The organism is Niabella aquatica (assembly GCF_054779315.1).
Genome location: NZ_BAAGYM010000013.1, coordinates 200,271 through 218,132 on the forward strand (window position 1 = coordinate 200,271; position 17,862 = coordinate 218,132).

Here is a 17,862-nt window from a genome sequence, read left to right on the forward strand (position 1 = left end):
ACAATCAAACGAAAGATATATTGTTAGTATCCGGCGATTTTAGTATCGTTTTAGTGCCTGCGATATTTTTTCTGCCTGCTCCTGCGTGCTTGTTTTTTGGGGATGAAATGTAGAACCGATCACTTTTTCATATAGTTCAATATACCGGTTGGAAATAGTGTTGATCCATTCATCCGTCATTTCCGGTACCTGTTGTCCCTCTTTACCCATGAAATTATTTTCAATCAGCCATTCGCGAACAAACTCCTTGCTTAGCTGCTTTTGTTTTTCGTTTTTTTGCTGGCGCTCTTCAAAGCCGTCAGCGTAAAAGTACCGGGAGCTGTCAGGTGTATGTATCTCATCCATCAATACAATCTCTCCGTTCAGCTTGCCAAACTCGTATTTGGTATCCACTAATATCAAACCCTGTTTCAAAGCCAGTTCCTGTCCGCGTTTAAATAATGATAAAGCCAGTGTTGCAAGCTGCTCCCACTCTCCGGCAGTGGCTAATCCCTGGGCTATGATCTCTTCTTTGCTGATATCCTCATCGTGGCCTTCGCTGGCTTTGGTGCTGGGCGTAATAATGGGTGTTTCAAAAGCATCGTTTTCATTCATGCCTTCGGGTAAGGCTACGCCGCATAATACCCGGCTACCATTATTATAGGTTCTCCACGCATGGCCGGTCAAATGCCCCCGCACTACCATTTCAATTTTGAATGGGTCGCATTTATAACCTACAGAGCTCTCTGCTGTAGGGGTTTCAAGCAGCCAGTTCCTGCAGATATCTTTAGTAGCGTTCAGCATATAAGCGGCAATCTGGTTTAACACCTGCCCTTTGTATGGTATCGGCCGGGGCAATATAACGTCAAACGCAGAAATACGGTTGGAGGCAATCATTACCAGCAGCCGGTCATCAATGGTATATACATCTCTTACTTTGCCACGGTAAAAGCTGGTTTGTTGGGGAAAGTAAAGTTCAGACATGGCGCGAAAATAATGAGAAAACACTGAATGCTAACGGGAGATAAGCGAGCTGCCTGTAAAATATTTTAAGCAAGCGCTTGATTTATTTTTTCTTCTTCGCTGCAGCCCTTTTCTTTGCTGCAGCTTTCCCGCCTGCCGGGCGGGCAGGTTTTACAGGTTTATCAAAAGCTGTGGGCTCCTCAGCCAGGATCATTTTTTTTACCTCCTCTAAAGAAACCGCAGCTAATTCTTCAGGAGTATATTTTTCACCATTTTCTTTTCTGCCGATTTTGATCATTTTTTTACCAAAACGGATAAAAGGACCCCATCGCCCATTTTCCAATGCAATTTTTTCGGTTTCCCATTGCTGAATATACCGGTTCGCTTCTTTTTCAACCTTGGTTTCTATCAGCTCTTTGATATCACCGGCAGAGAGGTTGTCGAAATTGTAGCGGCGCGGCACATTAATGAACATATCATTCCATTTAATAAATGGGCCAAAGCGTCCTTTGCCTTTCGTAACCGGTTTGCCTTCAAAATTGGCAATAGGAGCATCTGCCTGCTGCTTTTCCCTGATCAACGTTATGGCACGGTCCAGATCAACGCTGAAGGGATCTTCTCCTTTAGGTATCGAAATGAAATCATCACCCAGTTTTACATAGGGCCCGAAACGGCCTATGTTTACCGATACTTCCCTGCCTTCATATTCGCCTAATACAGCAGGCAGCCTGAAGAGGTCCAATGCTTCTTCAAGCGTTATGGTTTCTATACTCTGGCCTTTTTGCAGCGAGGCAAATCTCGGAGTTGCTGCTTCCTCGGTACCGCCAATCTGTATCATGGGCCCAAATCTCCCCATGCGTGCTATTACCGGTTTCCCGGTTTGAGGGTCAGTCCCCAACTCTCGCTCTCCTTTAATACGTTCTGCCGTTTCAATAGTTTTTTCAACATCTACTTTAAAAGGGTTGTAGAAGTCGTCGATCATTTTGTTCCACTGTAACTTCCCTTCGGCCACATCATCAAACTCGTTTTCAATACGTGCAGTAAAACCGTAATCCATGATATCATCAAAATACTGCTTTAAAAAGTCGGTTACCACCAGTCCCAGATCAGTAGGGAACAGTTTTGCTTTTTCCGCACCGGTTATTTCTTTCTGCGTAGCCCTGGAAATATGGTCATTTTTCAATGTAAGCACTTGGAAATCTCTTGGTACGCCTTCCTTGTCGCGCTTTTCCACGTATTCTCTTTTTATAATGGTAGAAATAGTAGGCGCATAAGTAGAAGGGCGTCCGATACCCAGCTCTTCCAGCTTTTTAACCAGCGATGCTTCGGTATATCTTGGAGAGGGGCGGGTGAATTTTTCTGTTGCCGTCATTTGTACCAATGGCAGTTCCTGCTTTACCTGCAACGGTGGTAACATGCCTTCGGCAGAGTCATCTTCTGTTATATCTTCTTCATCCCTGTCCTCACGGTACACCTTTAAAAACCCTTCAAATTTAATAACCTCACCCGATGCGCTAAGCGATTCTTTGTTGGTGGAAATGTCAATAGTGGCGGTTGTTTTTTCCAGTTGCGCATCTGCCATCTGGCTGGCCATGGTTCTTTTCCAGATCAGCTCATACAACCTTTTCCATTCTGCATTTTCAACAGTAGAATGGCTCATGTAAGTAGGCCGTATGGCTTCATGCGCTTCCTGCGCGCTTTGGTTTTTATTTTTATACCGCCGGAACTGGTGGTAATGCTCGCCATACATGCTTTTTACGGTATGGGTAATATCTCCCAGCGCCGTATCGCTCAGGTTTACACTGTCGGTACGCATATAAGTGATATGCCCGTTTTCGTAAAGCTGCTGTGCAATCAGCATGGTTTTACTAACGCTGTAGCCCAGCTTGCGGCTGGCTTCCTGCTGAAGGGTAGACGTGGTAAATGGGGCTGCAGGCGTTCGTTTGCCAGGCCTTACCTGTATATTGCCCACCGTATAGTCAGCATTGATGCAGGATTGTAAAAATTGTTCTGCGCCTTCGCTGTCATTATATCTCTTGCCTTCTGCTTTAAAGTTGATCTGCCTGCCTGTTGTATCAGTAGCGGTAAAAATTGCTTCAATCTTGAAGCTGTTTTGTATTTCAAAAGCATTGATCTCTCTTTCCCTTTCCGCGATCAGCCTTACGGCAACACTTTGCACACGCCCTGCGCTCAGGTTATTTTTTACACTGATCTTCCGCCATAAAACCGGGCTTAATTCAAAGCCCACAATCCTGTCTAGCACACGGCGGGCCTGCTGCGCATTTACCAGGTTCATGTCCAGCCTGCGTGGCGAATCAACGGCTGCTTTGATGGCCGGCTTGGTAATTTCATGAAACACAATACGCTTGGTCTTATCAGGGTCCAGGCCCAGCACTTCGCATAAATGCCAGCTGATAGCTTCTCCTTCACGGTCCTCATCCGTTGCCAGCCACACTTCTTTGCTTTTGCCTGCCAGTGCTTTTAGCTCCCTTACTACCTTCTCCTTGCCATCGCTTACAATATATCTTGGTTGATATTTTTTTTCTATATCAATACCCATACCTGCTTTTTCAAGGTCGCGTATATGCCCAAAACAGCTTTTAACCTGGAAGTCCTTTCCCAGGAATTTCTCAATTGTTTTAGCCTTTGCAGGGCTCTCCACGATCAATAAATTCTTCGCCATGTATTAAGTACAATATTATATTTTATTTACCCGGCTGCGGTGCATGAGGCAACAAAATTGCGTCGCTCTCCTCTACACCTGAACATATTTTAGCAGGTAATTTCGGCAACAAGATTAGCACATTTTTTATAAATGCAAATTATTTATGAATAAAAAAAGGTTTTTGAGCACCTTTTACAGGAAATCAATAATAGCAGAAACCACTTTTTCATCCCTGTAAATACGCCGGTGTCCCAGGTGGTTTGTAAACAGGAAATGAAAGTTAGGCGGTTTTTTTTGCTGTAGCTGAAAAGCGTCACCGACAGGTGTTACCTTATCACCTGTGTCGTGTACCCAAAGTACTGCTCCTTTAATCCCATTGGCGGCACGGTTGATGGAGAACCACCCAATATCTTTATTGCTGAGGTGGCGGATCCTGTTATAAAAATGCTGCTGAACAGCCGGGTCATTAAGTCGCATCTTTTTGAAAAAGTCCTCACATAATTGTTGGGTATTAGCAGCGGGGGCTATTAAAACTGTTTTGACAGTTGTATTGTTGGCGATCTCTTCAAGGTGTAAACTTACAGCAAGTCCTCCGAAAGAATGGGCCAGGTAGGCATTAAAAGGCCCGTAATGTTCATTTATTGCATCAATGAAGCTTTTATAAACAAGCGCATTAATCGTTTTACCCTCGCTTAATCCGTGGGCAGGGGCATCAAATGCCAGCACTTCGTACCCCTTGGCAGAGAGCTTTTCAGCAAAATGTTCAAAATTGGCCGATGCCGACCTGAAGCCATGTACAAGAAGCAGCTTTTTGCCGGCCCCTTTGTTCCATTGGTGTCCTGTAATTGTAAGTCCGCGGAAATTAAACGAAAGGTGGCTTGCATTCTGCAGTTGCTTAATATCATAACCTGTATTAAAATGAGGCGTACAAAAAATTTGAAAAGCCTTACTGCCTGCCTGTTTTTTTGAGAATAGAGCAAGCAGCTTTAGCCGGGCACGGAAATAATATAAAAAGAGGTTTTGTATTTTCATAATGAGAAAAGTGCCAAAAAGGCGAAATTAGAATCCAATCTCTGTTTTATGCAAAAGAAAGTGATTTATTATATTTTGATCTTTTTATTGATGGGAATTAAGAGATATGCCCAAACAGCGCGGGGGTAGGAGTGGGAAAAGCGCGGTCAGGAGAGAACCAGAGTGGGCCTGTAACCTGTTGATTCATTTATGAGCATGTAAGCGCACCTGTTTGAGGCAGGCAGGTTGGTTCATTCACGCTAATTATTATCCAAGTATGTAACTTTACGGTATGGATATAGTTATTATTGGTTCGGGAAATGTGGCGGCGGTGCTGGGCAGGAAATTTGTTAGCGCCGGACACCATATATTACAGGTATTGGCCCGAAATGCAAGCGCAGCGTCGGAGCTGGCCTACGAATGGAATACAGAGTCTGCCAATTATTCAAGCCTTATTAACAGGGAGGCAGAGGTATATATAGTTGCTGTAGCCGATGATGCTATTGAAGATGCGGTGAAGGACCTGGTGCTGCCCGGTAAAGTGGTGGTGCATACCGCTGCTGCAGTAAAGATGGACATATTAAAAAAGGTTACTGATAACTATGGCGTATTTTACCCATTGCAGAGCCTGAGAAAAGAGCAGGGCCAGATTCCGGAGATACCTGTTTATATAGAAGCAGTAAATGACAGGACGGCAAAAGTTTTAGACAGGCTGGCAAGATCGGTTTATAAAGAAGCGTGCTTTACTGCTGATTATGATAAAAGAGCAAAGTTGCATGTAGCAGCCGTTCTGGTAAATAACTTTACCAATCATATTTTTTCCCTGGCAGAAGCTTATTGTAAAAAGGAAGGTATTGATTTTGCTGAATTATTGCCCCTTATAGATAATACGTTTTACCGGTTGCACGAAACTTCACCTGCTGCGCTGCAAACGGGGCCTGCTGCAAGGGGTGATGCAGAGACAATTCATAAGCACAGGATTTTGCTGGAGAAGCACCCTCAGTTATTGAAACTTTATGAATTTTTAACAGAAAGTATTTTGGGCTACTCATTATCTGCTCCCATTTGATGATCGGATTGTTCATTCTTTTACTTTTGCACCAGCAAAAACCATAGAATGAATGTTTTAAGCAGTTTTAAGCAAATAGACACTTTTATCTTTGATATAGATGGAGTGCTTACAAATGGCAGTGTGCTGGTTCTTGAAAGCGGGGAAATGGCGCGACTGATGAATGTGAAGGATGGCTACGCCATCGCGCTCGCAATAAAAAAAGGATATAAGATCTTTATAACCAGCGGCTCTTCTCCCAATCCCGCAAGGATACGGTTAAATAACTTAGGAGTTAAAGATGTTTTTTTCAGAGTAGAAGATAAGGGTGTTTTTGTTAAAAATTTAATCTGCGAGCACCAGCTTAACCCCAACAGTATCTTATACATGGGCGACGACATGCCCGATTTACCGGTATTTGATATTGTAAAGCTCAGCAGTTGCCCGGCAGATGCTGCAACTGAACTAAGACATGCTGCAAAATATGTCTCTACAAGAAAAGGGGGAGAAGGTTGTGTGCGCGATGTGATAGAAAAGGTTTTAAAGATGAGGGGCGACTGGGACGGCTCTCCATTTATTGCATCAGCATAAAATCTAAATTAATTAAGCTCATGGCGCTAATAAAGCCATTTTTAAGATTAATCCGCTGGCCTAACCTTGTATTTATTATACTTACACAGGTTTTGTTTGAATACTGCATTTACCATCCTGTATATGCCGGCCACGTTCCCGCGCACAATACTTTTCAATTTATAATGATCGCGGCAGCCTCCGTTTTCATTGCGGCGGGGGGATATATCATCAATGATTATTTTGATATAAATATCGACCTCGTAAATAAACCGGGCAAAATGGTGCTGGATAAAAAGCTTAGCAGGCGTTGGGCGCTTGCATGGCACCTGGGTTTTAGTATTGCCGGTATCATTTGTACAGCCATTGCTGTGAATCCTTTTTCAAGATGGTACCTGGTAGTGGCTAATATGATTTGTGTGTTTCTTTTATGGTTTTATTCTGCGAGGTTTAAGAAAGACCTGTTAATAGGTAATATTATAGTATCGCTGTTAACAGCATGGACTATTTTGATCGTATTTCTATCCAAATATTCATTGCATAATGCTTTTGGCAATGCTGATCCCGGACAGGTAAGGTTGTTTAGGTTTGCTATTCTTTACGCAGGGTTTGCTTTTATCATTTCATTAATAAGAGAAGCGGTAAAAGATATTGAGGATATGCCCGGCGATGAAAAATTTGGTTGTAAAACCATGCCCATCGCTTGGGGCATAAATGCAGCGAAAATATATGTTACGGTATGGCTGACCATTATAACGGTAGTATTGTTGGTGATCCAGTTCTATGTACTGCAGTTCGGGTGGTGGCTGGCAGTTGCATATTGCTTTCTGTTTATAGTATTGCCTTTACTGTATATATTCCGGAAGCTGGTAAGGGCACAATCCACGCAGGATTATCATCAGCTAAGTAATTATACGAAAGGCGTTATGCTGACCGGAATTTTATCCATGTTGTTTTTTTATATTTATTTGTAGTTTTATGAATGATACTATTGTGCTGGCCTCGTCTTCTCCCCGCAGGAAACAACTACTGGAGTGGGCAGAACTGCCTTTTGAAATAATAGTAAGGCCAACTGACGAAACCTTTCCACCAATGCTAAGCAGCGAAGAAGCTGCCATACATATTGCTTTAAAAAAAGCATTGGCAGTAAAAGATGATATTGGCGCTGATCGTATTATAGTTGCCGCAGATACTATCGTTGTGTTAAACAACGAAATAATCGGAAAGCCGGAAAATGAAGCAGATGCTGTTCGCATTCTTACCCGGCTGCAGGGTGCTACACACCAGGTTATTACAGGAGTCGCCATTATAAAGGAAGATAAGCAGGTTTTATTTGCTGATGTTACAGAAGTTATTTTCCACAGTCTGGCTCCTGGGCAGATACAATTTTATGTAGAAAAATATAAACCTTATGATAAGGCCGGTGCTTATGCTATACAGGAGTGGATCGGCGTTGTGGGTATCAAATCCATTAAAGGAGATTTTTATAATGTAATGGGACTACCTGTAAGCCGGGTGGTGCAAACTTTGAAGAATATTTAATAACTTTAAAGATGGAATGTGCTAAACCCGTTCCATCAGCTTATGAACGAACACCTGCTGCAATTTATATGGCAGTTCCAGTATTTTAATAAATCGGCGTTAGCCTCCGTTTTGGGCGAGCCTGTTGAAGTAATAGCGCCGGGAACTTTAAATACCAACCAGGGACCTGACTTTATCAATGCAAAAATCAGGATCAGTAATACTCTTTGGGTAGGATCGGTGGAAATGCACCTGAAAACCTCCTACTGGCTGAAACATGGCCATACGGGCGATGATAATTATACCAATGTTATTTTGCATGTGGTTTATGAGAACGATGTGGAAGAAAGTCCTGTTCCTGTTTTAGAGCTACGCGATAGAATTGCCAGAAGCCTTTTGTATCGCTATAATGAATTAATGCTTTCCAAGCAGTTTATTGCCTGCGAAAAGCTGATCTGTAATGTGCCTGAGCTCACGATCAACATCTGGAAAGACAGGCTGATCGCAGAACGATTACAGCGTAAGACCTTATTAATTCAAAAATACTTAGAGCAGAATAAACAGCATTGGGAAGAAAGTTTCTGGTGGCTGCTGGCCAGGACTTTTGGTACTACCATAAACGCCGAAGCCTTTGAGGCACTAGCCAGAAGTATTTCTCTGAATATTCTTGCAAAGCATAAAAATCAGCAGATACAATTAGAGGCTTTACTGCTCGGGCAGGCTGGAATGCTTGCGGGTACTGCTTCTGACGATAAATATGTTTTGTTATTACAAAGAGAATACAGGTTTTTGCAGGCAAAGTATAATCTGGTACCCATCGTATTTCCCGTACATTTTTTTAGGATGAGGCCCGGCAATTTCCCTACCGTTCGCCTGGCACAGCTGGCCGCTTTGGTGTTTAATTCAGCACACCTGTTTTCTAAGATAACAGAAGAACCGGATCTGGGTAAAGTTAAAAAATGGCTTGCTGCAACTCCCAACGATTTCTGGAGCTGCCATTATACTTTAAATGATGAATCCTGTTTCAAAGAAAAGCCTGTAGGTACAGGTATGATCAATAATATAGTTATTAACACGATCGTGCCGGTGCTTTTCGTATATGGGTGCAGGCATCATTTACAGGAAATGAAGAATAAGGCATTGCAGTGGCTGGAAGAAACCCGGGCAGAACAGAATACGATCACAAAAAGCTTCAAAACATTAGGTATTCAAAATAAAACAGCCTACGATTCCCAGGCCCTTGTTGAATTAAAGTTACAATATTGTGAATATAAAAAATGCCTTCATTGTGCTATCGGTAATGCAGTAATAAAAGGCTAAGGTAAATCACTTAATAAATTTTTTATGCTTCCATGCAACCATCTTGGCACGGCATTTGTCTGAATATGCGAAATCTTTAATGATGATGCACATTCCCGTAACTCAAAAAAGAGTCCGGGCGTCATTATAGAAAAATAATAAATTAAAATGTACAGATATGAAAAGAGGGAAAGCAATTTTAATAGGAGCGGCCATGTTATTTGCAACAGCAGCAGTACATGCGCAAAGCATGAAAAATATGATCAAAATCGGGGCACTGGCCGGAGCTTCAGTACCTGCTAATAATGCCGCTGCGTCAGCCGGTCTTGATGTGGCTTATCAGAACCTGGTAACTCCTCATTTTGGCTTGGGTATTGCAACAGGCTATCAGCATCATTTTGGTAAAGAAAATGATATCAATGGAACTAAGCTTGATAACAATAGTTTTGGTGTAGTGCCTGTTGCAGCATTGGTGAGGTATTATCCGAAAGCTGAAGGTATTTATATTGGCACCGATCTTGGTTATGGCGTTATTACGGGAGATAAGAACGTAGCTTCAAAGTCAGCAGTAGTACGTCCCGATGGCGGTTTTTATATAAAACCTGAAATAGGATATCATAACCGTAACTGGAACATTTTTGCACATTACTCAAAAGCCTTTACAGGCGATAAAGGATCAATTGCTGTTGGCAACGAAACTCAAAAGTATAATACAGGTATCGTTGGCATTGGCTTGGCATATAATATTGGCCTGGGCGCCGGCAGATAATTTTTACAAACACCGAACCATTATCTTATCCATGATCCGGCTGTTAACCGCAGTCGGATTTTTTTATGTCGCCTTACCACCTTTACGTTGCTTCTTCTTTCCGGAGCTCCTGTATATCAATATTGATTTCATTATTTTTGCCCGATGCGAAAGTTAAGTATGGATGAGCTGGGGCGTAAATCTGTTGACGAAGTAAAAGCCTCTGAGAAGATGCCCATTGTGGTAGTACTCGAAAATATCAGGAGTGCATATAATGTTGGTAGTGTATTTCGCACCAGCGATGCCTTTTTGATAGAAGCTATTTATATAACGGGCTATGCTGCCCGGCCTCCTCATAAAGAGATCAAAAAGACAGCTTTGGGAGCCGAAGAGTCGGTAAACTGGAAGCACTTTGCCAATGCCGGCGCCGCTATTGATGTATTGCGTAAGGATGGATTTAAAGTGTACGCCGTAGAACAGGTAGAGAATAGTACGCTCCTTCAAAACCTGCGCTGGGAGGCACACGAAAAAATAGCCATAATTTTTGGAAATGAGGTAACGGGAGTGGAGCAGTCTACCATTGGCCTTTGCGATGGAACTATTGAGATCCCACAATTAGGAATGAAGCATTCATTAAATATAGCTACCGCTGCAGGCGTTGTGCTTTGGGAGTTAGTGCGCAGAAAATTGCAGGAGAGTGTTTAACTTTGCATGATGGCGGAGCAAGAGTTATCACCCGTGTTATGAATAAGCCTGAAAAAGAAATCATTACCAATGCTGAGCTAAAGCCCGGTTGAAAAATATTTTAAATTAAAGTGTCTGCAGTAAAAAAATATCTAAATCTTATAAAGTTTTCACATACCATTTTTGCAATGCCTTTTGCAATGATTGGCTTTTTTCTCGGTTTCAGAATCTTTCAAAATGTATATAAGGATGATGCTCTTTTAATAGATATGCCTTATTGGGATACTTTTAAAATATTATTCAGGGAAAAATGGCTGACGTTGTTGCTTGTCATTTTATGCATGATCTTTGCTCGCAGCGCTGCCATGGCATTTAACCGGTACCTTGACAGGCATTTTGATGCAAAAAATCCGCGTACGGCCGTAAGAGAGATCCCGGCAGGTATTTTAAAAGCAGACCGGGTGCTATGGTTCACTATTTTCAATTCCATCCTGTTTATCGTTTGTACTTATTTTATAAATCCTGTTTGCCTGTATTTATCTCCTGTGGCTCTGGCTGTAGTGTTAGGGTATAGTTATACCAAGCGTTTTACTTCCTTATGTCATCTTGTTTTGGGCCTGGGCTTATCTTTAGCTCCCATAGGAGCTTATCTGGCCGTTACAGGGCGATTTGATGTATTACCTGTGCTGTTTTCTTTTGCTGTAATATTTTGGGTAAGCGGTTTTGATATTATTTATGCTTTGCAGGATGAAGAGTTTGACCGCAGCAATGACCTGTATTCTATACCTTCTGCTTTGGGCAAGAAGAAAGCATTGCGGGTATCGGAGCTGTTACATTTTTTAAGCGCTGCCTGTGTAATTGTTGCCGGTATAAACGGGGGTTTTGGCTGGCTGTATTGGGCCGGGATTGCTGTTTTTACCGGGATGTTGGTATACCAGCACAGCATTGTAAAACCTAATGATCTGCGGCGTGTTAACCTGGCTTTTATGACTGCAAATGGCATAGCGTCCGTTGTATTTGCAATATTTGTAATTGCAGACCTACTAGTAAATCATCATTTTTAATAAATTTATCTCTTGTCCCGCATCCTTTCAATAGACTATGGTCTTAAACGTACCGGTATCGCAGTAACCGATCCTTTACAAATAATAGCAACCGGGCTAACAACGATCGGGTCAAAGCAGTTATTGCCTTTTTTAAAAGATTATTTTTCTAAAGAGCCGGTAGAAAAAATAATCATTGGTATGCCAAAAAACTGGGATGAAACCGATACCCATGCCACGCCATTGGTACACAAAGCCATCAGGGAACTGAAGAAAAACTTTCCCGCTATTCCCATAGAAACGGTTGATGAACGCTATACCTCTAAAATGGCCAAAGATGCCATGCTCGAAATGGGGCTAAAAAAAATGCAGCGTCGCAATAAAGCACTGGTAGATGAAATAGCGGCTACGATTATGCTGCAGGAGTATCTGAACAGGTGAGTGTAGTTGACAGCTCAAAGATACGGAGCGCCTGGTAACTGGTAATCAACATTAAGCTTGCTATCTTTAGCTACGATCCACCGTCTATGCACTTCCGGACTTCTCGACTTTCCCGCTAAATAATTACCTTTGCGCTCATGATTCTTCCAATTGTAGCTTACGGGAACCCTGTTTTAAGAAAAGTAGCAGAAGATATTGAGCCTGGCTATCCGGGTTTAAAAGAGTTTATTGCCAATATGTGGGAAACAATGTATGCCAGTAATGGTGTAGGATTGGCGGCACCACAGGTCAACAGGCCGGTAAGGCTGTTTGTAGTGGATTCTGAACAGATCATTAAAAATATGGAAGACGAGGAAGAGAAGAACCAGTATCCCGGCGATAATGGTATAAAAAAAGTGTTCATTAACGCTTATATTAAAGAACTGAACGGAACTCCCTGGGCCTATAATGAAGGCTGTCTCAGCATTCCCAGGATCAGGGAAGATGTAACGAGGCCTGAATCGGTAACGATTGAATATGAAGATGAAGATTTCAATCTTCATACGGATACTTATACCGGCATTTCCGCCCGTGTAATCCTGCACGAGTATGATCATATTGAAGGAAAGCTCTTCATTGATCATCTGCCTGCGTTAAAGAAAAAATTGCTTAAAAGAAAACTGAGTGATATTTCATCCGGAAAAGTAAAAGTAGATTATAAAATGTCGTTCAGCTAATATGCCCGGGATGAAAAAAGTATGCCTGATTATTTTTTTCTTCATTACCAATCCCGGCTGGGCGCAGCCCCAGAAATATTCCGTCCAGAATGCCCATTCGCATAACGACTATGAACAAAGCCGCCCGTTTGAATTAGCTTATGAATACGGTTTTGGTTCTGTTGAAGCCGATGTATTTTTAACGAATGACGATCTTTTGGTTTCCCATAATATTAAGGATACCCAATCGCTAAGAAATTTAAAAAATTTTTACCTGGTTCCTTTGCTCAGGCATATTCGCGAAAACAAAGGCAGGGTATATGCCAACCCGCACAAAAAGCTTTTACTTTTAATTGATTGCAAAACAGAAGCTCTTCCCACGCTTAAAAAGATCATTGAACAGTTGAAGGAATACCCTCAGATAATAAAATGCAACAGCGTTCAGGTTGTCATTACCGGTAACCAACCCGATAAAGATTCACTGTTTACCTATCCGTCTTTTATTTGGTTCGACGGCAATCTTAATTATAATTACACTAAAAAGAATAAGTCCAGGATAGCGCTTTTCAGTGCTGATTTTAGAAATTACTCTCACTGGACTGGAGCGGGGGCACAAAACCTCGAATCAATAAAAGCCATAGAAGCGGCAGTAGGTGCAGCGCATAAAGCAGCCAGGCCTATCCGTTTTTGGGGGGCACCTGATCATCCGAACGCATGGGTATTTTTTCAACGCATTGGTGCAGATTATATTAATACCGATGACATTCCGGGTCTCGCCGGTTTTCTAAAATAGTTTATAAACCTCCTTCATCTGCAAAACTATAATAGCCCTCATCACTTACAATTACATGATCAAGTACCTTAATGTCTAAAAATGAGGCAGCCCGTTTTATTTTATCGGTCAGGTATTCATCGGCTTTGCTGGGATGCAGGCTGCCGGATGGATGATTGTGGCTTAATATGATTTTTACAGCATTTTTTTCCAGTGCGCGCTTTAAAATAACACGTGGATCAGCAACGGTGCCGGTAATGCCACCCTCGCTTACGATATCAAAGCTCAAAACCTTATGGGCCTGGTTCAGGTAAATAACAGCAAATACCTCGTGCTGATAATCTTTAAGCCGTTCTTTTAAGAAGGTGGCAATATCCTTAGATGTCAGGATGATATCTCTGTTAGGTAAACTGCCTGTTTGCCGCCTCCGGCCGAGTTCAAGTGCAGCAGCGATGGTAACGGCTTTAGCTTCACCAATACCCTTAACCCGGGTAAGTTGTTTAATGCTGAGTGCTCCCAGCTCATTCAGGTTATCGTTGCCAAGTTTTAAAACCTCCTTGGCAAGATCTATTGCCGATTTTTGTTGGATTCCATTATGAATCAGAATAGCAATCAGTTCCGAATTACTAAGGTTGCCGGCACCAATTGATAAGAGTTTTTCCCTGGGCCGGTCATCTTTTGCCCACTGTTTGATGGTGTTTTTAGATTTCATGATCATAAGTTAAATGTTTTTTATCGGGTTTGCTGCAAGCATCCGTGCCTGTTTGTTTTTCAGGATCAATAAAAATAAAAAAATCATGGTTCAGAAAAAATAAAAAAATATCTTCGCCGCTCATTCACGAAAACCATGCATAAAGCTCAATCCATTCCACACGCGGCTAAGATATTTTCAGGTGCTGCATCGCAGGAATTAGCGGCCGAAATAGCAACCCATTTTGGTTGCGAACCAGGAAAACTTAGTATTCAGCGCTTTGCTGACGGAGAAATTTCGCCTAATTTTCTTGAAAGTGTCAGAGGCGACTATATCTTTCTGATCCAGAGCACCTATTCTCCTGCCGACAATCTAATGGAATTATTACTGTTAATTGATGCGGCGAAGAGAGCATCGGCCTACAAAGTGATAGCTGTATTACCATACTATGGCTACGCAAGGCAGGACAGGAAGGACAGGCCACGGGTAGCCATAGGCAGTAAGCTGGTGGCGAATATGCTTACAGCGGCCGGTGCAGATCGCATTATTACGATGGATTTACACGCGCCGCAGATACAGGGTTATTTTGACATTCCGGTAGATCACCTCGATAGCCACGCTGTATTTATCCCTTATGTAGAAAAATTACAGTTAAAAAACCTTACCTTTGCGGCCCCCGATGTGGGCGCAACCAATCGTATCAGGGAAATAGCCAGCTATTTTAATGCTGAAATGGTTATTTGCGACAAACATCGCAAACGTGCAAATGAAATAGGAAGTATGACGCTGATTGGAGATGTAGAGGGGAGAGATGTGGTAATTATTGATGATATATGTGATACCGGAGGCACTTTGGCTAAATGCGCATCACTTATCAAAGAAAAAGGTGCGAATAGCGTAAGGGCAATGATCACCCACCCGCTTTTAAGTGGTAAGGCGTATGAGAATATAGAAAACAGTGTGCTGGAAGAGCTGGTGGTTTGTAATACTATTCCGTTAAAAAGAGAAAGCCCCAGAATTAAAGTCATTTCGGTAGCAGCGCTTTTTTCAGTAGCGATCCGGCATGCATTCGAAAATAAGAGTATCACCAGCTTATTCGTGCACTCTAATTTAAGAACAAGTTAAGTAAATATTAAAACAACATAAAAATGAAAACAATTACAATCGAAGGACAACTGAGGACCGATTTTGGCAAAAGAGCCACCCGCCAGATTCGCTCTCAGGGAAAAGTGCCTGCTGTAATTTACGGGGGTGCTAAAGAAATCAACTTCAGCGCGTCAGCAGTATTATTCAAACCATTGGTTTACACGCCAAACTTTCAGTTAGCTGAAGTTAAAATTGATGGAACTACTTACAAATGTATTTTAAAAGATCTTCAGTTTGATAAAGTAACCGATGCGCTTATTCACGTAGATTTGTTAGAGCTGGTAGATGATAAAAAAGTGATCGCTACCGTTCCTCTTAAGTTTACAGGTACTGCAAAAGGGGTTAAAGCGGGCGGACGCTTTGTTTCCAAGATCAAATCTGTAAAGGTAAAGGCTTTGCCGAAGTACCTGGCAGAAACTATTGAAGTTCCCGTTGATGAGCTAGATATTAACGGTAATATCAGGGTTGAAGATATTAAGGTTTCAGAAATGGAAATACTGAACTCTCCCCGTATTCCTGTTGCATCAGTGGTTATGACAAGGCAGTTAAAGCAGGAAGAAGCCGCAGCAGCTAAAAAATAATTACTTGTAATAAGTCTCTTAAGCTTAAAGCGGCTGTTTCAATCATTGAAGCAGCCGTTTTTGTTTTTGCTCGATTCTACGAACCCTGTACCTCAACTTTTATGCTATTGCTTCCCGGACGCTTAGTAAAATATGAAAAGTAAATTTGCTCCGGCCCTTTGTACTGAATTTTGCCGGCAGACTAAAATAATTTAAATATCTTTTCGTAGTATTATTTAAAAGAACAGAAAATGAGAATCGAATACGAAGTTAAACTGGGATTTAAAGATGTAATGATACGTCCTAAGCGCTCAACCCTTAAGACCCGGGCTGCTGTTGATTTAGAGCGGGAGTTTAGTTTTTTGCATTCAAAAAAGCCATGGCAGGGAATTCCCGTTATAGCTGCGAATATGGATACTGTGGGTACTTTCGGAATGGCTGTAGCGCTATCCTCTGAGAAAATACTAACAGCTATACATAAACACTACTCTATTCATGAATGGACTGTATTTCTGCAAAGCCAGCCTGTCGAAATATATCAGTATATAGCCGCAAGTACCGGTACGGGCAAAGCGGATGCTGATAAACTTGAATTATTATTAAGCAGGTTCCCGGAGTTGAATTTTATTTGTATTGATGTAGCAAACGGCTACTCAGAGCATTTCGTGCATTTTGTTAAGGAAACGCGTAACCGGTACCCTGATAAAACGATCATTGCAGGTAATGTAGTAACGGGTGAAATGGTAGAAGAGCTGCTGCTTGCCGGAGCTGATATAATTAAAGTAGGTATTGGGCCGGGTTCTGTTTGTACTACAAGAGTAAAAACCGGTGTGGGCTATCCCCAATTATCTGCTATTATAGAATGTGCCGATGCTGCCCACGGTCTTGAAGGGCAAATCATTTCCGATGGTGGCTGTAAAGTGCCCGGTGATGTAGCCAAAGCATATGGTGCCGGTGCTGATTTCGTCATGCTTGGTGGAATGCTTGCGGGTCATGATGAAAGCGGGGGTGAATTGATCGTTGAAGGAAATGAAAAATTTAAACTGTTTTATGGTATGAGCTCACAAACTGCTATGAATAAGCATGCCGGGGGCGTTGCCAACTACAGGGCTTCGGAGGGTAAAACGGTAAAGGTCCCATACCGCGGCCCGGTAGCAGAGACGGTGAAAGACCTGCTGGGCGGCATACGTTCTACCTGTACCTATGTAGGAGCAGCCAGGCTGAAGGAGTTAACAAAGCGTACCACTTTTATCCGGGTAGCAGAGCAGCATAACGAGGTATTTGGATCATAAAGTTTCCCCGGCAGGTCAGCAGATCGCACTAATATACCTTATCGGTCTTGCCATGCTCGCTTATGCTGCAGTGCAGGAGCCAACTGTTTGCGCTTTACAGGCGCTCCCTTTTTTTATTTATACTGTTTTTTTAAAAAAAAGTCTTATAAATTTGTTATTTTAGGTAAAGTCGTTATCTTCGCGTCCCGTTTGAGACCAGGCGGTAGAATAGTTCTTAAAAAGCTCCAGTTGGGCGAAGGATAATAAATTAATAATGAATCCTTTAATTAAGGAATTCCGCTTATTTTCCATCTTGTAGTATACGCTACTTCTTGAAAAAAAATAAGAAAAAGTTGGTTAATGTTTCAAAAAAAATCCTTATCTTTGCCGTCCGAAATTAATTGCTCGGGTAGTTCTTAAAAAGTTGATCTTTAGAATTTTTTTGGAGATTTTGCAAATAAAGATTTGGTAGATTGGTAGGAAGTTTTTACCTTTGCAACCCCCCAAAGTAAACGATACTCACTCAGTATCAAGTTCTTCGAAAAAAATTCAGAAAAATAGTTTTGGTGATTTGAAAAAATGGTTTTACCTTTGCAATCCCAAAACGAAAAATAGTGTAGAAAATACACATTAGTTCTTCTGAAAAATTTTACAAAAAATGATATAGCGTTTGAGGCGCTGTAGTGGTTCAATTCCGCTGATATCATCAGTTTCGGTCCGGGCGAATATGTTCGGTAATTTCCGGAGAAGTTCTT

The 17,862-nt window shown here is 41.9% G+C and carries 18 protein-coding genes; 14 read left to right on the forward strand and 4 right to left on the reverse strand.

All coding sequences use genetic code 11. The features are described 5' to 3' along the window. Positions 1-39: 39 nt before the first annotated feature. From ACYVBM_RS11895 to ACYVBM_RS11905, 3 genes are all read right to left on the reverse strand, one after another. Positions 40-963 (reverse strand): phosphoribosylaminoimidazolesuccinocarboxamide synthase, encoded by a 924-nt coding sequence (locus ACYVBM_RS11895; protein WP_460685881.1) that lies wholly within the window; start codon positions 961-963, stop codon positions 40-42. A gap of 82 nt (positions 964-1,045) precedes the next feature. Beyond that, on the reverse strand, positions 1,046-3,625 hold the full coding sequence (gene topA / locus ACYVBM_RS11900; RefSeq protein ID WP_460685882.1) for a type I DNA topoisomerase: 2,580 nt from the start codon (positions 3,623-3,625) through the stop codon (positions 1,046-1,048). Between the two features lie 174 nt (positions 3,626-3,799). After that, a complete protein-coding gene (locus ACYVBM_RS11905) occupies positions 3,800-4,639 on the reverse strand; it encodes an alpha/beta hydrolase (RefSeq protein WP_460685883.1) in 840 nt (279 codons plus the stop codon). A 271-nt stretch (positions 4,640-4,910) separates the two neighbouring features. Between ACYVBM_RS11905 and ACYVBM_RS11910 the strand changes: the two genes are divergently transcribed. The 11 genes from ACYVBM_RS11910 to ACYVBM_RS11960 all read left to right on the forward strand — a co-directional run bounded on the left by ACYVBM_RS11910 (position 4,911) and on the right by ACYVBM_RS11960 (position 13,460). After that, positions 4,911-5,687 carry a Rossmann-like and DUF2520 domain-containing protein gene (locus ACYVBM_RS11910; protein ID WP_460685884.1) on the forward strand — a complete coding sequence of 259 codons (777 nt, stop codon included), beginning with the start codon at positions 4,911-4,913 and terminating at the stop codon, positions 5,685-5,687. Positions 5,688-5,735: 48 nt separating this feature from the next. Next, positions 5,736-6,257, forward strand: a complete 522-nt coding sequence (locus ACYVBM_RS11915) for a KdsC family phosphatase (RefSeq protein WP_460685885.1) — start codon at positions 5,736-5,738, stop codon at positions 6,255-6,257. Positions 6,258-6,277: 20 nt separating this feature from the next. Further along, a complete protein-coding gene (locus tag ACYVBM_RS11920) occupies positions 6,278-7,210 on the forward strand; it encodes a geranylgeranylglycerol-phosphate geranylgeranyltransferase (protein WP_460685886.1) in 933 nt (310 codons plus the stop codon). 4 nt (positions 7,211-7,214) lie between these two features. Then, positions 7,215-7,778, forward strand: a complete 564-nt coding sequence (locus ACYVBM_RS11925; RefSeq protein ID WP_460685887.1) for a Maf family nucleotide pyrophosphatase — start codon at positions 7,215-7,217, stop codon at positions 7,776-7,778. 42 nt (positions 7,779-7,820) lie between these two features. Next, positions 7,821-9,077, forward strand: a complete 1,257-nt coding sequence (locus ACYVBM_RS11930) for a DUF2851 family protein (RefSeq protein WP_460685888.1) — start codon at positions 7,821-7,823, stop codon at positions 9,075-9,077. 157 nt (positions 9,078-9,234) lie between these two features. Further along, positions 9,235-9,825, forward strand: coding sequence for a hypothetical protein (locus tag ACYVBM_RS11935; RefSeq protein WP_460685889.1), 591 nt, complete (start codon positions 9,235-9,237; stop codon positions 9,823-9,825). A 144-nt stretch (positions 9,826-9,969) separates the two neighbouring features. Then, complete coding sequence (locus ACYVBM_RS11940; protein WP_460685890.1) at positions 9,970-10,509, forward strand: RNA methyltransferase; 540 nt, start codon at positions 9,970-9,972, stop codon at positions 10,507-10,509. Between the two features lie 110 nt (positions 10,510-10,619). Further along, positions 10,620-11,552 carry a UbiA-like polyprenyltransferase gene (locus ACYVBM_RS11945; RefSeq protein ID WP_460685891.1) on the forward strand — a complete coding sequence of 311 codons (933 nt, stop codon included), beginning with the start codon at positions 10,620-10,622 and terminating at the stop codon, positions 11,550-11,552. A gap of 12 nt (positions 11,553-11,564) precedes the next feature. Then, positions 11,565-11,972: a Holliday junction resolvase RuvX gene (gene ruvX / locus ACYVBM_RS11950; protein WP_460685892.1), complete on the forward strand. Its 408-nt coding sequence runs from the start codon at positions 11,565-11,567 to the stop codon at positions 11,970-11,972. A 137-nt stretch (positions 11,973-12,109) separates the two neighbouring features. Further along, the gene (gene def, locus ACYVBM_RS11955; protein WP_460685893.1) at positions 12,110-12,688 is read left to right on the forward strand and encodes a peptide deformylase; all 579 of its coding nucleotides are present in this window, start codon (positions 12,110-12,112) and stop codon (positions 12,686-12,688) included. Between the two features lie 10 nt (positions 12,689-12,698). Beyond that, on the forward strand, positions 12,699-13,460 hold the full coding sequence (locus tag ACYVBM_RS11960; RefSeq protein WP_460685894.1) for a PI-PLC domain-containing protein: 762 nt from the start codon (positions 12,699-12,701) through the stop codon (positions 13,458-13,460). Position 13,461: 1 nt separating this feature from the next. Here the strand turns inward: ACYVBM_RS11960 and radC are convergent, their stop codons facing one another. Continuing rightward, on the reverse strand, positions 13,462-14,151 hold the full coding sequence (gene radC / locus ACYVBM_RS11965) for a RadC family protein (RefSeq protein ID WP_460685895.1): 690 nt from the start codon (positions 14,149-14,151) through the stop codon (positions 13,462-13,464). Between the two features lie 135 nt (positions 14,152-14,286). On the opposite strand from radC, the gene ACYVBM_RS11970 reads away from it, so the two are divergent. The 3 genes from ACYVBM_RS11970 to ACYVBM_RS11980 all read left to right on the forward strand — a co-directional run bounded on the left by ACYVBM_RS11970 (position 14,287) and on the right by ACYVBM_RS11980 (position 17,128). Further along, complete coding sequence (locus ACYVBM_RS11970; protein ID WP_460685896.1) at positions 14,287-15,255, forward strand: ribose-phosphate diphosphokinase; 969 nt, start codon at positions 14,287-14,289, stop codon at positions 15,253-15,255. Positions 15,256-15,278: 23 nt separating this feature from the next. Next, positions 15,279-15,857: a 50S ribosomal protein L25 gene (locus ACYVBM_RS11975; RefSeq protein ID WP_460685897.1), complete on the forward strand. Its 579-nt coding sequence runs from the start codon at positions 15,279-15,281 to the stop codon at positions 15,855-15,857. A gap of 230 nt (positions 15,858-16,087) precedes the next feature. After that, positions 16,088-17,128, forward strand: coding sequence for a GMP reductase (locus ACYVBM_RS11980; protein ID WP_460685898.1), 1,041 nt, complete (start codon positions 16,088-16,090; stop codon positions 17,126-17,128). Positions 17,129-17,862: the final 734 nt, after the last annotated feature.